General features: G+C 38.8%; 14 protein-coding genes. All 14 read right to left on the reverse strand.

Annotation, left to right across the window (positions count from 1 at the left end; translation table 11 throughout):
- Positions 1-48 precede the first annotated feature (48 nt).
- The 14 genes from HMPREF0556_RS05940 to HMPREF0556_RS06005 all read right to left on the reverse strand — a co-directional run bounded on the left by HMPREF0556_RS05940 (position 49) and on the right by HMPREF0556_RS06005 (position 17,219).
- Complete coding sequence (locus HMPREF0556_RS05940; RefSeq protein ID WP_040486516.1) at positions 49-711, reverse strand: hypothetical protein; 663 nt, start codon at positions 709-711, stop codon at positions 49-51.
- Between the two features lie 384 nt (positions 712-1,095).
- Entirely contained in the window at positions 1,096-1,758 is a 663-nt protein-coding gene (locus HMPREF0556_RS05945) for a hypothetical protein (RefSeq protein ID WP_040486517.1), read from the reverse strand.
- Positions 1,731-2,810: a hypothetical protein gene (locus HMPREF0556_RS05950; RefSeq protein WP_003756474.1), complete on the reverse strand. Its 1,080-nt coding sequence runs from the start codon at positions 2,808-2,810 to the stop codon at positions 1,731-1,733. Before HMPREF0556_RS05950 ends, HMPREF0556_RS05945 begins: the two co-directional genes overlap by 28 nt.
- Positions 2,811-2,830: 20 nt before the next feature.
- Positions 2,831-3,259, reverse strand: coding sequence for a hypothetical protein (locus HMPREF0556_RS05955; RefSeq protein ID WP_003756476.1), 429 nt, complete (start codon positions 3,257-3,259; stop codon positions 2,831-2,833).
- Positions 3,249-3,566, reverse strand: a complete 318-nt coding sequence (locus HMPREF0556_RS05960; protein ID WP_003756478.1) for a DUF4176 domain-containing protein — start codon at positions 3,564-3,566, stop codon at positions 3,249-3,251. The genes HMPREF0556_RS05955 and HMPREF0556_RS05960 overlap by 11 nt, the downstream gene beginning before the upstream one ends.
- 103 nt (positions 3,567-3,669) lie before the next feature.
- A complete protein-coding gene (locus HMPREF0556_RS05965) occupies positions 3,670-5,652 on the reverse strand; it encodes an SA1320 family protein (protein WP_003756480.1) in 1,983 nt (660 codons plus the stop codon).
- A 71-nt stretch (positions 5,653-5,723) separates the two neighbouring features.
- Complete coding sequence (locus HMPREF0556_RS05970) at positions 5,724-6,539, reverse strand: DUF1672 family protein (RefSeq protein WP_050776994.1); 816 nt, start codon at positions 6,537-6,539, stop codon at positions 5,724-5,726.
- Between the two features lie 94 nt (positions 6,540-6,633).
- The gene (gene essC, locus HMPREF0556_RS05975; protein ID WP_003756484.1) at positions 6,634-11,124 is read right to left on the reverse strand and encodes a type VII secretion protein EssC; all 4,491 of its coding nucleotides are present in this window, start codon (positions 11,122-11,124) and stop codon (positions 6,634-6,636) included.
- Positions 11,125-11,138: 14 nt separating this feature from the next.
- Positions 11,139-12,308: a type VII secretion protein EssB gene (gene essB / locus HMPREF0556_RS05980; RefSeq protein WP_003756486.1), complete on the reverse strand. Its 1,170-nt coding sequence runs from the start codon at positions 12,306-12,308 to the stop codon at positions 11,139-11,141.
- 16 nt (positions 12,309-12,324) lie between these two features.
- Complete coding sequence (locus tag HMPREF0556_RS05985) at positions 12,325-12,576, reverse strand: EsaB/YukD family protein (RefSeq protein ID WP_003756488.1); 252 nt, start codon at positions 12,574-12,576, stop codon at positions 12,325-12,327.
- A 17-nt stretch (positions 12,577-12,593) separates the two neighbouring features.
- On the reverse strand, positions 12,594-13,088 hold the full coding sequence (essA, locus tag HMPREF0556_RS05990; protein ID WP_040486518.1) for a type VII secretion protein EssA: 495 nt from the start codon (positions 13,086-13,088) through the stop codon (positions 12,594-12,596).
- Entirely contained in the window at positions 13,078-16,398 is a 3,321-nt protein-coding gene (gene esaA, locus HMPREF0556_RS05995; protein ID WP_003756492.1) for a type VII secretion protein EsaA, read from the reverse strand. The genes essA and esaA overlap by 11 nt, the downstream gene beginning before the upstream one ends.
- 109 nt (positions 16,399-16,507) lie before the next feature.
- Complete coding sequence (locus HMPREF0556_RS06000; protein ID WP_003756494.1) at positions 16,508-16,804, reverse strand: WXG100 family type VII secretion target; 297 nt, start codon at positions 16,802-16,804, stop codon at positions 16,508-16,510.
- Between the two features lie 166 nt (positions 16,805-16,970).
- The gene (locus tag HMPREF0556_RS06005; RefSeq protein ID WP_139028054.1) at positions 16,971-17,219 is read right to left on the reverse strand and encodes a hypothetical protein; all 249 of its coding nucleotides are present in this window, start codon (positions 17,217-17,219) and stop codon (positions 16,971-16,973) included.
- Between the last annotated feature and the right edge of the window lie 6 nt (positions 17,220-17,225).

The following is a 17,225-nucleotide window of genomic DNA, read 5'->3' on the forward strand; positions in this document are numbered from 1 at the left end:
TTTAAATTGACTTAAATCAACTTTAACATCCCCTGACCAGTTCGATTGCTATTTTTTACTGTCTAGCTCTTTAAATTTAAAGTTATACATAGAACCCGTAATTTCTTTTTTATCAAAAGTGATAACGTCTTTGGTGTAGTTTAATACTCGGAAGGAGAGAGGGACTACCGTTCCTTCCCCTGGATATATTGGCTTTGCTAAATCAGGAGTTATTGCAAAGGTATTTGGTATAACTTTTGCTTTTGGATCTATTACAATTTGCATATCTGCCTCGAACTCGATATTAGTAATTGGGTTTCTACGATTATTTATGAGTACCGCTAATATGACAAGTTTTCGATTTTTTTCATCATAATAACTATCATAGCTTAATATAGTGATGGAATTCTTATAAATTTTTTGTATGGTATTATTATATTCATCCACACCTTCTTGCGATAGTTTGCGATCATCTTTGCTTGTCCTAGGATCATTTAATATTTTCGGCAAAGTTATCTTAACTCGTTTTTTTTCCAACGCTACGTGTTCATTACTTGCGATTTCTACGTAATTGTCTTTAGCTTCTTTCTTTTTTGGTGTTCCTTTTGATTGGCTAGTTTTGTTTTTTTGTTTTTCCTTTATTTCAGAAGAAGTATCTACGTTTGATCCACATGCCGTTAACATAGTAGCGATAATCAATATGCTTACTCCCCACCATATGCGCTTTTCCAATTTAGGTAGCCTCCTTTTTCCGATTCTTTAAATTGACTTAAATCAATGTCTTTAATTCCCATGTTTGTAGTCTGTTTTTCTGGATTTCTTTGTTTAGCTTTTTAATAGTTGGCGAAACCACATATTTGCTTGAAGCGTAGATCATTATGGAACCGACAACAAAAACTACTATAGGAGTACTAGCCTCTATAATTACTATGCTAAACCCTTCTGCCGCAAAAGCCGAAGTACTTCCCACTACAATTGTCGCTGCTGTTTCTACCGGTCGACTGATTAGATTGGCTTCTAATGCTACTTTGTCTTTGGTTCTGCTGTATTCTTTTAGATCTTTGATTCCTTTGTAGAGGATTTCAGAGTAGTTGATTGTTCTTAGTAAACAAATTTTTATTTATCTAGTTCTTTGAATTTAAAATTATAAAAAGAGCCTTCTATTTCTTTTTTGCTGAACGTTATAGTGTCTTTGGTGTAATTGAGTACTCGGAAGGAAAGAGGGACTATTGTTCCTTCGCCTGATTGAATTGGATCATAGTTTTTGGCTTCCAATTTAAAAGAACCTGGCATCACTCTTGCTTTTGAATCAATCGTAATATGCATATTACCTTCGAATTCTAAACTCGAAATAGGCTTAGAACAATTGTTTACAGCCACAGTCAAAACTATCAGGCTACGCTTCTCCACATCATAATAACTATCATAGCTCAGCAATGTTATAGAATTTTTATATACTTTCTGAATTGTATCATTATATTCATCAATACCATTTTGAGCCAATTTGTGATCATCTTTGCTTGCCCTTGGATCATTAAGTGCTTTTGGTAGAGTGACCTTAATTCGTTTCTTCTCAATCTCTTTATTTTTATTACTCACAATTTTTGTATAGTTTTTCTTGGTTTCTTTCTCTTTAGCTGACTTCTTTTTCTTTTGATGAGATGGTTTCGTTGACTTGGGTACTTCTTTTTCATGAGAGTCAGTCTCTTTTAAACCACAAGCCGTTAACATGGCTATGATAATCACTAAAATTACTCCCCACCATATGCGCTTTTCCAACTGAGATAACCTCCTTTTTCCGGTTCTTTAAATTGACTTAAATCAACATCTTTAATTCCCATACGCTTCAATTTTTTCATTGCCGCTTCTTGGCCTTCTTTTTCCCATGTTTGTAGTCTGTTTTTTTGGATTTCTTTGTTTAGCTTTTTAATGGCTGATGAAACCACATATTTGCTTGAAGCGTAGATCATTATGGAACCGGCAACGAAAACTACTATGGGAGTACTGGCCCCTATAACTACAATGCTAAATCCTTCTGCTGCAATAGTTGAGGCACTTCCAGCTACAATTGTCGCTGCTGTTTCTACCGGTCGACTGATTAGATTGGCTTCTAATGCTACTTTGTCTTTGGTTACGCTGTATTCTTTTAGATCTTTGATTCCTTTGTAGAGGATTTCAGAGTAGTTGATTGCACCGGATAGGCCTTTTAGCTCTTTTAATGGAGAATTTTTGTTAAAACTGCTCTTCGAAAACACTTTAAGAGAACTCCTTCTCACATTCCTCCCATAAACCTCCCGAATCCTCGCATTCGCACCATAATACCGTATCTTCCCATTTACACGCTTCACGTATTCACCACTCAAAAAGGTCGCTTCATAAGCCTTTAAAAATCCCTTGACCCTATCATAAGATTTACCCTTCGCTTCATGCATCGCATACAGCTGATCCATTACTGGTATGCTTGAAAGCTGCGCATAGGCGGTCGCTTTCGCATCTCCTCTTATTTGTTTGTATATCGGAGAAGAAGGGTCCGAATAACCATTAAAAATACTTGCGTAAGCTATCTCCACGGTTGTTAGCTGCTCAAATATACCTTTGCTAGGGCTTTTCATTTTTGTTTTAAGAAAATGGAGGTATTTGTTTTCTAGTGCTTTTTTGTTTTTCGAAACGCCTTTCAATCCTTCTAAAACATCTTTATCTTTATGATCTATAGACACACTTTTTTTCGCTTTTATTAACCCTTCCACCGCATCTATATAGCTATCCAATCCTGACTGTAGCGCATTTGCGCGTTCTACTGCACTTTCGATGTTATAACTTAGTTGGCTCATTTCCCTCACCTCGCTGTCGATTAAATATTATTGATGTGGCATCTTCTCGTGATTTCATCTCGCACACCTTGATCGCAATTCAAGCCACGTATTTTTTGCAGCGTTTCTTGCTTCTTCTGCACTCGCTTCACTAAGTCCATTTCAGAAATATGATAGGACAAATGCTGATATGCGCTTAATTCATTATCATAAGCATGTTGCAGTTTTTCCATTCGCTTATCTACCGCTTCGATAACATCTTTTATTTCTTCACCTATTTCTTTTACTTGCTTTTCAATATGTTTTTTTAATGTTCCGTAAGCTTTTTCTGTTTTCATATTCTCCCAATCACGGTTAAAATGCGATTCTAGGTTAAGTACCTGAGATAGTCTCTCCTCTACAACCCTTTCCTTTCCGCTAAGTAATATATGCAATTCTGATAAAGCTTGTATCCGTTGTTTATAGTTCAAGCTCGCTCGCCTCCTCTTGCTGTTTCAGTCCGAGCTCCTCCTCTTGCCATTCCATCATGCGCTTGATCAGTTCCTCCTCGTCATCATCAGAATAACCTCTGTATCTGACATCTGTGATATCTTCTTGATTAAATGCTAAAATCGTTTCATCGACCACACCTTTTGGGTACTCACATCCAGAATAATCGAAAACCACTTGTTCTTCCTTTTCCGAATCAATGATCAGGCGACCGGTAATCATAATTTTTTTAAGACTTTTCTTCAAATAAACGATAGAACCGATGGGTAATGCGTCTTTTGTCAACATTTATAACACATTGCAATATCGAGTTCTTCTACATAATTGATATTATATCTACTGCACTAAACAGAAAAAGAGATGGCACAAACAACCATCCCTTTCAATTTTATCAATTCCGAATACTTCCCTTCTTAATTTGAGAAAGCAATATTGCTAAATTACAGACGATATCATTTGCAATTTTATCCAGCGCTTTAATCGCTGCTGATTCATTAGCACTTAGTTGATACTTTATATCTTTAAAAATCATTTTAGCGCTATCTAGCGCATTTACAGAGGCTTTATTTAAGATAATGACCTCACTAAATTTAGTTCCTTCGAATAAAGCTGTATCGATATATGGCCTATATGCATGTAAAACGTTTCCTATATTTCTCTCCAATTGTCCTACTGCATCTACTGCACCAGTAATCGGTAATCTGCGTTGAGCAATTTCCGAGTAACATAGGCTTAGGGCAACTTTAATGTTTGTATCTATTTTTGTAAAAGGAACATCAATAGAAGCAATACCATTTTGAATTGTTTTTATAGCTTGGAGAAGCTGATAAATAGCAGTATCTAATTGATCTAAAGTGCTTTTAAGACTATGTAAGGCTGGCTTTAAAACATTATTGGTTGCTTTTGAAAATTGTTTGAAATTCTCATCCAATAATTTTTGCTTTTTCCCCATGCCATCTTTTAATGCATTGGATTCTTTTAAAACAAACCTTTTACTAATCGGTGGAGCTGCTACAGAAGCTACTTTTTGATGTGCCGACAATAATCTGTCTGCTTTTTTCAGTTCTTTATTGACGTAATTTACTTGTTTACTGAAAAGCAGTACTTGTTCTGTTACTAAATCCTTATTTCTGTCCAGGACACGATAATGCTTTTTTAATTCCGTCACCATTGCATCGTTAAAAAAATGATTATCAATACCTTTAAATAACTTTGGAATGGCTTGTTTCTCCAGTCTTCCCACAGCCTCGACAAGGACGTCTATTTTTAAAATCGCATCCCCCACAATTAAAGGAATTTCTGCCGCTAGAGCCAGGTGCCCCAATGATGAACCAGATAAAAAGTCCATTAGCTTGGCTAAGATCGAACTATTACTTAGCATCGTCGCAACACTTGATACTTGATTCGCATAAGGAATAATCGCCTTTAATTCACTTTTAAATGCTTCATATTTTCCAATGTTAGCAAGAACTGCGCCAAATGAAGTCTTTTTTAACAAGTCAGAAAAAGCTTCTTGCAACTTTGTTTTGCGATCATCTAGTTTTCCGCCTTCTTTATTCACTATATCGGCTGCGGTATCAAGATAGGATTTTGCCGTTTTCACTTGCCCATTCATTCTAGATGCTAACGCTCTAGCCAATCGTTCTAGATTGGCAGGATTAACATCAATACGCTGACCTCTTCCCCCGCCCAATACTTTTCCGCTCCAAACACCGATCGGGAGAAAATCATCCGCGTCTATTTTCACCTTTACACCGCTTATTTCTATATCGTCGCTGTAACCCGTGTGGTTAGAACCTAGTGTTTCGGATAAAGGTAAGTTATTTTTCAAAATAACACTGGAGCCTGGAAAACGAGATTCATAGCCAGCCGCACGTTCTCCTAGTGTCAAAGGATCGTATTCGCTCATATAATTAGTAATTCTACCATTTTTTTTATTATACGTTCCTTGGATTAGAATTGCCGGGTTGTAGGTCACACTATTAACTGGGTATTTACTGGCAACGTAATTAGATAATGCCCCTGCGAGAGAGTTGCCTGCCACATTTCGAATAGCGTATGTTTTCTTTTCTTTCTCATACGCTTTCATCGCGGCTTTTAGCTGGGTATCTGGGACGAATCCGGGTAGCGTAGCGTCTGTTATCATGTCTTGTGTTCCTTGTGTACCTTCGAAGATCATGCTGATTTCTCCGGTTTTGATGTTTTGGACGATCATGTAGTCAAGGCCGGTGGGTGACTTTTTAAATTCACTTTTTTTCACTTTATAAATGGATTTATTTACTATAAGTCTAGTCCACCGTTCTGGCTTATGGTATACCCACTTCCCACTTAATTCAATAAGATCCATGTCAGAAGTATTCTTTATTTTTGACATTTTGCTATCAGCTCCTCTTGTTGATTGTCTAATGTATATTATGTTGATTTATGAATTTAACAAGTAGTTGCTTAGTTATTGATATACACCTCTATTGATTCGTTTTCTCCGTCAGTTAATGCATGTTGATTAATGATTTCATTTCCAAAGACCGTAAAAGAATACTGTGCTTTAGGAATACCTTTTAAATTTTTTATATCATTTGCTAAAGCATATATTTTCTTTTTATCCGGTTTATCGTTTATGTTCGGCATAAAAAGATTGATAACGATTGATATGTTTTCTTTAGCAGCTTTACTTTCAAACAGTTGCCGTAATTTATTATTAGAAACATTTTTTTCTTCCTTATATATATTAAGTATTTCACTATCATCAAAGAATACCGTGATAAAAAAATATTGGTTTTGATAGCCATTTGTTCCCGTTTTTTCAATAACCTCTTCCGTGCGTGGAACTAATCCTATTTTTTTTGAACATCTCTCAATATTAGCTGTTAATTTTTCAAACTCATTCCTATATAGTTTATGAAATAACCCGCTTACAATCGCATTCTCCAACTCCCCTTCCTCCGACCTCACCATCCCATCCTCCGCTGGATATGGCTTCTTCCCCCGCATATCCAAACTCACAATCACTGAACTGTGAAATGAAATTGGCTCTTCCGCTTCCACCATTACCACCGCTGCATTTCTTGCTGGGACAACATTATTTACTTTCACTTCGGTATGATAGTTCTTTTTCACATACGCTTTCGCTTGTGCGGCAATTTCTTTTTCATATTTTTCTACGATCCCTTCTGTCTTCTCTCCATCTACAAAGGAAAATCCTTGTCCTACATAGTCTTGTACTGGTGTCGTTCCTTGTTTCAATTTTTCTTTTTCATCCATTTTGGAACAGCCTCCTAGAATTAATATCACAATGGTTACGCTGATAATAAGGTGTTTTTTCATCCTATACTCCTTTGTAGTCAAGCAGACTAATTTACTTTGGTATTCTTATTTTTTCTGCATGGCCTTCCTCTAAAAGATAGACTTCGTTTTGCGCCAATGATTGTTCTTGTATTATTCTGACTGACGGCGTATAAATAATTTGATCCCCAAATCTCACCCCTAACATAACTGCTTTGGCTGACTTAAGATATTCTCCTGCATCCTCATAATCTTTGGATAAAGTAGCTAAATCATTCCCGGCGATAAATGAGATGCCGTTTTTCCCTTCGGATTTCAACAATTTGATTAACTGATTTTGACTCTCTAGGTTCAACTGTTTGAATAAAGCAATCGTTGATCCCAGCAAAACAATTATACGTGGATATTCCTCGAAGAATTTTTCTTTTGTTAATGTAGCATCTTCATTTTGGAGAGCCTTTAAGTAGGCTGATTCTCTATTTTGAAGATTCTCATGCAATAGACCTATCTTTGCCTGCATATTTTCTATATTCGAAATATAAGTTATCTGAAATTCTTTTAACTGGACTAATTCTAGAGATGGGGTATCTAATACAACAACTTCTTCATACGATTTATGGATTGTTATTTTCCCTAAGATCATCATCATTTTTGTAACCGAATCTATCGTACCCATTACCACCGCTAGGTTATGTTGCCCTATTGAGGTTCCTACTGTATCTGCATATTCAAATTCCAATCCAAGAGGCAGTATATTCTTTGCTGCTAAATATGTTTTTGTTTTTGGATATGCGAAAAATTCTTCTAATACTAGCTCATCTGGAACCATTGGTATTTTAGCAGGCAAGTCTCCTTCCCAATAGTCACACATTTCCTGTGCTTCTTTTTGATTTTTATTAATGATACTAATCCCATCTTCCCCATCGTTTGGCAATGCGGCTTGAAAAAGTGTCGGTTCATCCATTTTAATTAATCCTCTACCAGGAATTTCTTCTAAGGTTAACTCTGTTCTTCCAACAATGCCGCTTATATCACCTTTTTCAATCAGATAAAAAGCAATTTGTCTTTTAATACTGGATAATAGTTGCAGTCTTATTGCATTTTGCCCTCCTGCTGACATTACTAAATGAATACCCAAGTTCGCTCCTTCACGAGCTATTTGAATTATTAGCGGCTCTAATTCCGTTGTAAATTCATTCACTTCTTTTATTGCGTCATAATTATCGATCATAATTAAAATTACTTCTTTTTGTTCGCCGCTTATCTCTTCATACATTTTCAAGTTAGCAACGCTATAATGACTCAATAATTTTTTTCGTGTTTTTATTTCCTCGCTTATTCGCCTCATAAATTTCATACATTTCTCTACATCATCAAGAGACATCGTGTCTGCTACATGTGGCAAATTTTTGAGTGATAGTAATCCATTTGTGCCAAAATCTAATAGGTAGGCATGCAGCTGACAAGGTGAATTTTTCCTTGCTAAAGCAAATAAAATACTCTGCATAAATGTAGACTTCCCATAACCTGAGCTAGAAAAAATAGCAACATGTCCGTCTTCATTAAAGTCCAGTTCCAAGTTTGATTGCGCTTGTAACTGAGGTTCATCCAATATTCCCACAGTAATTCGCATGGATTTATTTTCTTTCCAACTCTCCTCATACACAACCCGCTCAAGCTCTGGCAAATAAATCCGCTCCTCAAGCGGTGGCAACCAAGGTCTCGCCAGTGCCTCGATCCCCTCCGCTTCTGTATACGCATGAATATGATCGATCACTGCATCCAATTCTGATGGTAGTTTAGTCAATTCATCTTTCTTATCCAGCCCGCTTAAGTCTTCTGTTAAAATATCATACTGTCCCAGGTCATTGATCGCGTACACTGTGGTATCCATGTAGCTTTCATCTTCTTTATCTGGAATATAATCTGCACCGCTCCAAGCGCTTTGGAATAGTTCGTAGATCTCGTTATTGCCGACTTGTAAGTATGCACGGCCTGGGAGGGTGATGTCTGCTGCATCTGGTGTTTTTAAGATCTCGCTGGAATCACTGGCGTTTTGGACTTTTAGTGCTAGTTTGAATTTGGAGTTGGACCAGATTTGATCATCAACAACGCCGCTTGGTTTTTGGGTGGCTAGGATCAAGTGGATGCCTAGTGACCGGCCGATTCGGGCGGTGGAAACGAGTTCTTTCATAAATTCTGGTTGTTCGGATTTTAATTCGGCAAATTCATCGGAGATCAAGAAAAGATGCGGCATTGCTTCTTTTGCTTTTCCTTGTTTATATAATTTTTGATATTGGTTGATATGGTTGACATCATACTCGCCGAACAAGCGCTGGCGTTTTTGCAGTTCTGCTTTGATCGAAGCGAGTGCCCGCATGGATTGTGCACCGTCAAGGTTTGTGATCGTACCAAGCAAATGCGGCATATTGCGGAATAAATTAGCCATACCACCGCCTTTATAGTCGATCAGCAGGAAGGCTACTTCGTATGGGTGGAAATTTACACCTAGGGAAATGATGTAGGATTGAATGATCTCAGATTTCCCTGAACCGGTCGTTCCTGCTACTAATCCGTGTGGTCCATGTGCTTTTTCGTGCAGATTCAGCTGGACAAGGTCGTCCTTTCCTCGTAATCCAAGTGGAACTGCTAGGCTTTTGTAGGTTTCATTTGTTTGCCAGCGCATCGCAATATTTAGATCTTCGACGTGATCGACACCATACATTTCCAAAAATGTAACTGTTTCGGGTATCGAGTTCTTGAGATTTTGAAGGTGATTGAGTGGCGCTAATGCTCGGCTCAACACTTCTTTATCGAAATCTTTCGGCAGATGATCGGGGTGGAAGGCGCGGTTTACCAGTTCGCCTTGCTCCAAAATAATGTTTCCGTTCTTAGAATCGCGGATGTCCACAACTGTTTTGACGTGCTCTGGAAGGCTTTGCATCACATCCTGTACAAATACCAAAGAGACCCCTAGTTCGCTAGGATCTTCGTTGAAAAATTCCATGACTGTGTGATCCAAAATCATTTTTTCATCGGTGATCAACACGACAAAATGCGGTGTGAAATACATTTTTTCATTTTTATTTGGATTTTCTGTAAGTGCTTGCTTGCGTTCTTTCAAAATCTGGTATAGCGAATTCAGCACTTGATCGCGGGAACGCTCATGATAAACAAACCCGCGTACGTTGACATCTCTAAGATCCGCATGCGGAAGCCAGCGCATCCATTCCCAATCCTGTTTTTCTTCTTCTGGAAAGATCGTGATAAACTGGACATCATAATAGCTATGGAAAAACGCTGTCTGCATAACGAGCATTTGTAGTTGTTCGATCACAAGGCGTCTAGGTCCGATATAGCCGACTGGTCCATTCATCAAGTCTGTTGCGACGGGAACATTTGGCACAAAATGATATTGTTCTTTCAATCTTCTCGCGTCATCAATAAGGGCATCTTTTTCCTGCGAGAATTGTTCTTCTTTAAAATCGATTTTAAAACTGCTGTCTTCTGTTCCTAGTCCTACGCGAAATGTAAGGAAATCATGATGAAACATTGTTTTTTCATAGATGCGCGGGTCGATCTGAACAGCTTTTGTTTGGATTTCTTCAATGCTCGGATAATGGTAATTCAACGCATAGTTTTGTTTCTCGCTGATTTCATGCAGTTCTTTTGTCTTCGTTTTGAGATAAGCTTGATACTTTTCTTCTCGTTCTTTTGTATCGACTTTATATTGTTTGCTATTTTTAATAAATGTGGTGAGTGACATGATAACAGTCATGCTGGTCATGCCTAAGGTCATCAAAATATAGATGCCGCGTGGCTGGAAAATCGATACTAATAATGTGATCGCGATCATCACAAGCGGCGGCAAAATAACTTTAAGCAGACCTTCTGTTGGTTTGGTCGGCTTGCTGGCAGGTTTTGCAATCGTCAATTTGTTTTCTGGAGCGCGGTAAATGATCCGCGGCGAGCGGTGGTAGTCCGGGTAATCCTCTGGCAAAGCATTGTCTGCTGCAAATAAAGGAGCTAACCTGCTTGTCGTTTGACCGCTAGCAGCAATGATAGTGATCGCCTCTTTTTCGATTTGAAAATGGATACCACCAACATATAATTGATCGCCTGCTTGCAAAACTTTTTTTTGCGTGACGCGTTCAAAGTTATGATAAACTTCTCCTTCATATAAAGTTAATGTAAAATCAGTCGTTTTTTGATCGCGCAGTAGGACAAAATCAGCGTCCACATCTGATAAGACGATATCACTCGCTTTATCGGAGCCTATGGTGACGCCAAGCTCTGCCGAAATATCATAGTGTTTCGTTTCTAATTCTTCCAATAGGTGAAAAGTTAGGCCGGGCGCTATCTTGACATCTCGCCCAACTGGCAGCGGCTGTTCACCTACCTGCCATTGATTTTCTTTCCAACTAACTTCCAGTGCTTCCGTTAGTTCTGGGTAAGTAATGCTGTCCGTAGGTTTGCTTCCAATTGTAATGACATCTTCTTGATGTAATTGCTGTTTATGACAAGTCGTTCCATTGCTGATAAGCAGTAAGGCTGTTTGTGTCATTTTTCTGGTCTCCCTTATTTGTTTTCATCTTTTTTTGTTGTTTCTTCGTCCAATGTCTTTAATTCTTCTTCGATCGCTTTTTGTTTACTTAATTTTTCATTCCCGCTCAATTTACTGTTATTTTTCACTTGTTCGAGTTGTTTGATCAAGCTGTACATCCGTAAGTCTTTTTGATCCAGTAATTTAGCAATATCATTGGACTTAGCAAAATCACCGCGTCCATTATAGATCCAATAAAGTAGCGTTTGTGGATCAGATTTCAGACTGATGCTGCGCATGATATTTTCTTTTCGTTTATCATCCAACTTTTCACCTTGTAGATAGGCATAAGCTAATTCATATTGTGTTGTTTTCGGCATTTTTTCCGGATTTACTTTTTCTAAGTCGGAAATCACTTTATCATAATCTGTCTTTAAGAAATTTTCATTGGCAGTAAGCAGCGTTGTTTGATAAGGGATCTTCACAAAAGCAAAATAAAGCAGTGGCACCGCAAGCAGGACTGCTGCGATAATGAAACCGATCGCCAAGCCCTTGAAGGTTTTGAAATTCTTCTTGGGAACAAGCAACATATTTTTAGCCACTGTTTTCAACTCAGCTTGGTAAAGTTCTTCCAAAAGTGTCATCAATTCTCGGATGCTCTTCGTTTCAGTGACCTTTTTTTCAAAACTTGTTGCCCGGGCATTATGCAGCGACCCGGAATAGAGGTTTTCAAAACTATATTTCTTCGAGAACATCGCGATAACCAAACAACGATATTGCTTAAATAAGGTTTCTTCATTCATTTCATAAGGTGGTAGAATCCGCTTGATACCACGATGCACGATCAGTGGATTTAAATTCAAATCAAAAACGATATTATCCGGATGTAAGAAAAAAGTGTAACGTGTGCTTAGAAAAGCGGCTAAACTCCCTACATTATGTAGCGCCCGTAATTTGTCTTTTCGTTCCATTCGTTCGATTTCAGCGAATGAATACGTATTTTTGTCGATTTCATAGTGAAATATATAACTGTCGTTCTCGTGCAAGATTTCCACTGGCGCCATCTTTTCGTTTGGTTGTTTCAGTAGTTCCAGTTCATCCATCGCTTTGACCTTTGTTCGTGACTCCGCAAAGGTCACAGACCATTGCGTGTCTTCATACGTAAATTCATAACCTGTTCCATCCATCTCAATTGTTCGTGTCATTTTGTTAGACCCCTTTTTATAAAATTTCTAAGATGTCGCCATTCGCAATCGGATAATCCGTTAATTTATCATTATCACTTAACAAAATGGCTTTATTTGTTACTTTGATACTGCATTTGGAGATATCTTGATAGTCTAGTTTGAGCGTGTCTGCTAAATTAACGATCAATGCTTTAACAGGTTGATGAACCGGGATACGCAGATCATGATTCCCGGCTCCCCAACGGCTGAAATCGATCGTTACATTAATATGAGTCTGGGCTGCCATGTCATTTCCTCCTCTTTCTATTCAAAAACATTACGGCAAGCGGCATAAATACCGGCGATTATGGCAACAAGCGTCCCAATGACGATTCCACCGACTGTTTTATTTTTTTCGTTTTTCAATTCATCACTGTGCGCCTCATCTTCTGTTGGCATCGTTTGTTTGTGGTTGAATACTTGTGTTTTGTAGGCAGCTGCAGTATTTTCTGTCTTGGATGTTCCTGTAAAAAGTGTTTTCTGCCACTTTTCCAATCTTTCCCTTTCTGCTTTCCGCTCTGCTGCAAGCTGCTTATTCATTTTCGCTGTAAATAGTGGAATGCCTGTTTCGTCTAACACTGTTTCTGATTGTTCTTCTTTTTTCTTTTTTTTCTCTGTCTCGCTCATTTGCAAACGGTCCGTTTTGATATCCATTTGTCCATCGTTATCCAAGTATCCGTCCGTCTGTGCGAAGGCGATGCTCGGAATAGACAGACTCAACCAGAAAACAGCCAGTACTGCTGCTAGTTTAGAGATCATCATCTAACACCTCGGTTTCCTGTTTGATCCCTTTTCGCCATACAAACAGATTCAATGTGGTAAAGACGGCTGTCACTCCAATAAGTGCATAAATAAGCACTGTGAAATTCGGCTGCGCGCCAAAGACGTCTCCCAAGAGTTTTTCCACATATTGAAGTGGCGAGAGGTTTCTTATTTTGGCAAAGATAGATTCAGGATCTACTTTCATGCCGACAGCGTCCGTCAAGAACAAATAGCTGCTGATGACTGCCAAAATAATGAACATCCCGAGCATTTGCAGCTGCCGCAATAAATACGTGAATACAGTCACCAGTGTCAGCATGATCAATATGGAGATCCCTAACCATAAGAATATCCCTATTTCTTCAATATGAAATAATTTACCTGTGATCAAACCAACTGTCAGTCCCTCAGCAATTGCGATCCCCACTGCCATGAATGTGATTGGCAAGTTCCGCATGGCGAGTGAGATTTCTGCCAAGAAAATATCTTGTCCCAAACGTTGCTTCTCTTGATAGGCAATGACATAGCTGGTAAAAAGTGCGATGATGATAAAGATGACTACCGTATAATAAGGCGTCGTTTTATCGCCTGCTAGAATGGTACCGGCATTTACTTTTTTTACCGGATTGCTTAAAAAGTCATATAACTTCTCATTCTGGCGTTCCCCCACTCGACTATTGCTCATCACATTAGAGAAGTTCTTTTGAAACGTCTGGTCAGATTGTAGTTTTTCGCCTAGTTTTTTGTTTAGGCCCGCTGCTTCCCCAATCAACGCCTTACCACTGGATTGGATCGCTTTTGCTTCTTTATCGATCGCATCGAAAGTTTTATAAACACCGTCTGCCGAATCCATACTTCCTTTAGCGCCTTCTGCCAGTAATTCACTGCGCATGAGCAAGTCGCTGAAATTGGTGCCCAGCTCCATAACTGCTTGTTTTTCTTCTCCGGAATGCTTTACTACTGTAGCATTATGATCCACGAGTTCCATACTCTTTTCACGCCATGCTTCCAATTCTGCCAACATTTTTGCTAAATTATCATTTTGCGCTCCTGCTTCATTGACTGCTTGTTTTAATCTCGGCGTCAGATCTGCTGACCGGTTGTCGGCATCGAGCATAGCGCTCTGATAATCCTTGATTCGATTCTCAAATACTTGGACGCGCGCCGCATATTCTTTTGTGATTTTATCGGAAGAAACGTAAATCAATTTGTCGATCACATCTTCATTATTGAATATATAATCATAAGAACCTGATTTGGCCACTTCATCTAAACGCCAGTGATAATCGTTCAGATCGGGTAATGTAGAATTATCAGCTGGGTTCAAACCGTAGTAAAGCTGGTAAAGAACATTCAGCTGTTCATAATCCCGCAACGTTTTGTAAAATGCTTTGCCTATAACTTGTGTACTTGCAAACGGTATAGCCTCCGTATCGATGGGGACAGCTGGAATCTCTGCTACGATCGGTGCTGGTGGCGTAGGGTCAGGTGTATCGCCTTCCTCGCCATTTTCATCTGGGGCAGGTTGCTCTTCACCGTTATTGTCTGGATTATCGTTTTTTTGATCATCAGTCTGTTTCTCATTTTCAGGAGTAGACGGATCGGGGTCAGGATCGGGATCAGGTTCCGGCTGTTGGACTTCTGCTTTTTGCTGATACATGACATTCCAATCTAAAGCGCCTAAAAGCGGTGCTTTGCTATCCTCACCCTGAAGATGCACATTCGCCTTTATTGCTACTTTTATAGGCTCTGAATGGGCAGGAAGTGTAAATTTCATTCCATTTGTCCTCGCTGAACCATAGTCATAGGATTCAGGTTCCGAAACAGCAATCGGATCATTATTATCATCTACTAGCGTAATCTGATCAAACTGAAAACCATCAGCAAGCGTCAGATAAAAAGTCGTCTCAAATTCACTAGCTGGTATCGTTGTCCTGCTACTTTTTACTTCTTTTCCACTTCTCCACTCGGCAGCCACTTTGTCTATTGCTTCTTGAAGAGGTAATTGTGATGCGTTGGGATAGAAATCGTCTGGGAACATACTGTGATTTTCATTGTAAAACCGCTTGGAAAGCAATATGATATTTTCATATTTGCTTTCATTTAGTCCCAGATCCTGCAGGTCTTCTGGTTTAAATGTCGGCAGCCGTTGGATAAGGCTGGCCATTTTCTTTTTAAAGCCTTCATTGATGTCTCCCTTGGTCAATTCATTCAAGTGATACTGCTGCGGTTCCGCTCCTTCCCCTTGCAGAATGCGCTTTAGATCTTCGCTGACTGCTTTATTCAGATCACTATCGAGCGTAGCGAGCAGTTCCTTATCCAATGCCGTGATGCGGCCGTTTGTATCTTTGATGTAGTTTTGCAATGATTGCGTTTGCGACAATAGCGAGTTATTGCTACCAATGATCTGAAATTCTGTATATAGATATTGATTTGCCTGCTTTAAAGCCGCTGTTTCGTTTATTATTGAATCCGCAGAAAGAGACTGATCAAAAGTGTCCAAACTCTTGGTCAATAGATCACTGGAAGGCATATTTTTCACCTGTAGATCGGCAGCTGACTGTAGCTGATCATTATATACGCTGTTTGCCTTGCTTCCTTCTTGCAGCGTTTTTTGATAACCGGTCAACAGTTCTTGAAACCCTTTGAAACTCTCTTTTGATGTCCCGGTATAATCTTGGACGGTTTTGAATTGTTTTGTATAGTTGGAAATAGGTGCATTGACATTATTTTGGAAGTGGTTATTATATTCCTTTTCTTTCGCAACCACTTCTTTGATATTATCTTGCGCCTCTTGTAAATTTGTTAAAATGCTGGCAAAATAAACATCGATCACGCGCTTATTCATGTCTTCCAGAATACCGCTGGCTGTTTTTTCCGCTTCGATCTTTAAATCATTGTTCCCGAAATCGTTCACCTTGTAATTGACGGTTATTTTCTCTGGGTCTTTTGAAGTCAGCGAAATCGCTTTTTTAGAAAAATCATTCGGAATCACGATTTCCATATTATAAATATTCCGCTTCAATCCACTTTCACCGACACCTCGGCTAACAACAAACCATTCGTGCTCCGTATCTTTCTCAATACTTTTAACGAATTTTTCACCGAAATTCAGGTTTTTCCCATTGAAGTTGCTTCCTTGGTCTTCATTTACAAGCGCAATCGTCATTTTATGTACATTTTTTTGTTTGTCTTCCGGAGTATCCTTCTTGGTCACTTTTTGATTGAACCCTAGATAAGACACTCCAATCGCAAGTAGAACTGCCAATAGAATGAACAGTAAAATACGCCAGTTAATTTTTTTCATTGATTAAATCCACTCCCGTTAGTTTTGCGCATGCTGTGTGATTTCTTTTTTCAGAAAAAGCCATGCAGACAACTGCACGGCTCTACGACATTTTTTCAAAATCGATTTATTAGTTAAGGCCAAAATTTTGCGATAATTCTCTGTCGTGATTTTCGACAGAAGTCGCTGTTTTTTCTAATTGATTTTGAATAGCATCCAATAAATCGGAAAATTGAACTACTTTTGGTTTTAGTTGATTAAATTGATCATCGAAACGAGCAAATGCTTGCCCTTCCCATTCACTGCGTAGTTGCTCTTGCAAATTCTTCAAATTGTTTAAGATTTGATCGATCTCACGTGCACTGTGCCCGTATTTTTTAGCGCGGTCACGCAACTCTGCAGGCGTCATTCTGATTTGTCCAGCCATCTCGTATCTCTCCTTAGTATGTAGATATATTTGTGTTTAGTGACACAAGTCCATTTTAGCATACCCACTTTTCTGATAATACGAACAAATTCCGAACATTTTACGAACGTTTTATGGCGATATTGACACGAAATGTCGTATTTATTAAAAAGAGGCGCAGCAAATGCTACGCCTCTTTTTTCTCTTGTTCCGCCATCTGAGCATTCACTCGTTCGCTTATTTTCATAAATGGTAGATAAATGAACGCACCCATGAAAATCAATAATGCCTGCAAAACGACCGTACGCCAGTCTCCGGCATTGATCATGGTTTCATCACTACAGCGTGACTCACCCAGCCGGTTGCTGTCCCAAACCACCTCTTCGAATTGCATCAAAACAACAAAAAAACTTGATCTTCTGGATAATGTCCGCAAGATCAA

Source organism: Listeria grayi DSM 20601 (assembly GCF_000148995.1).
Taxonomy (GTDB): domain Bacteria; phylum Bacillota; class Bacilli; order Lactobacillales; family Listeriaceae; genus Listeria; species Listeria grayi.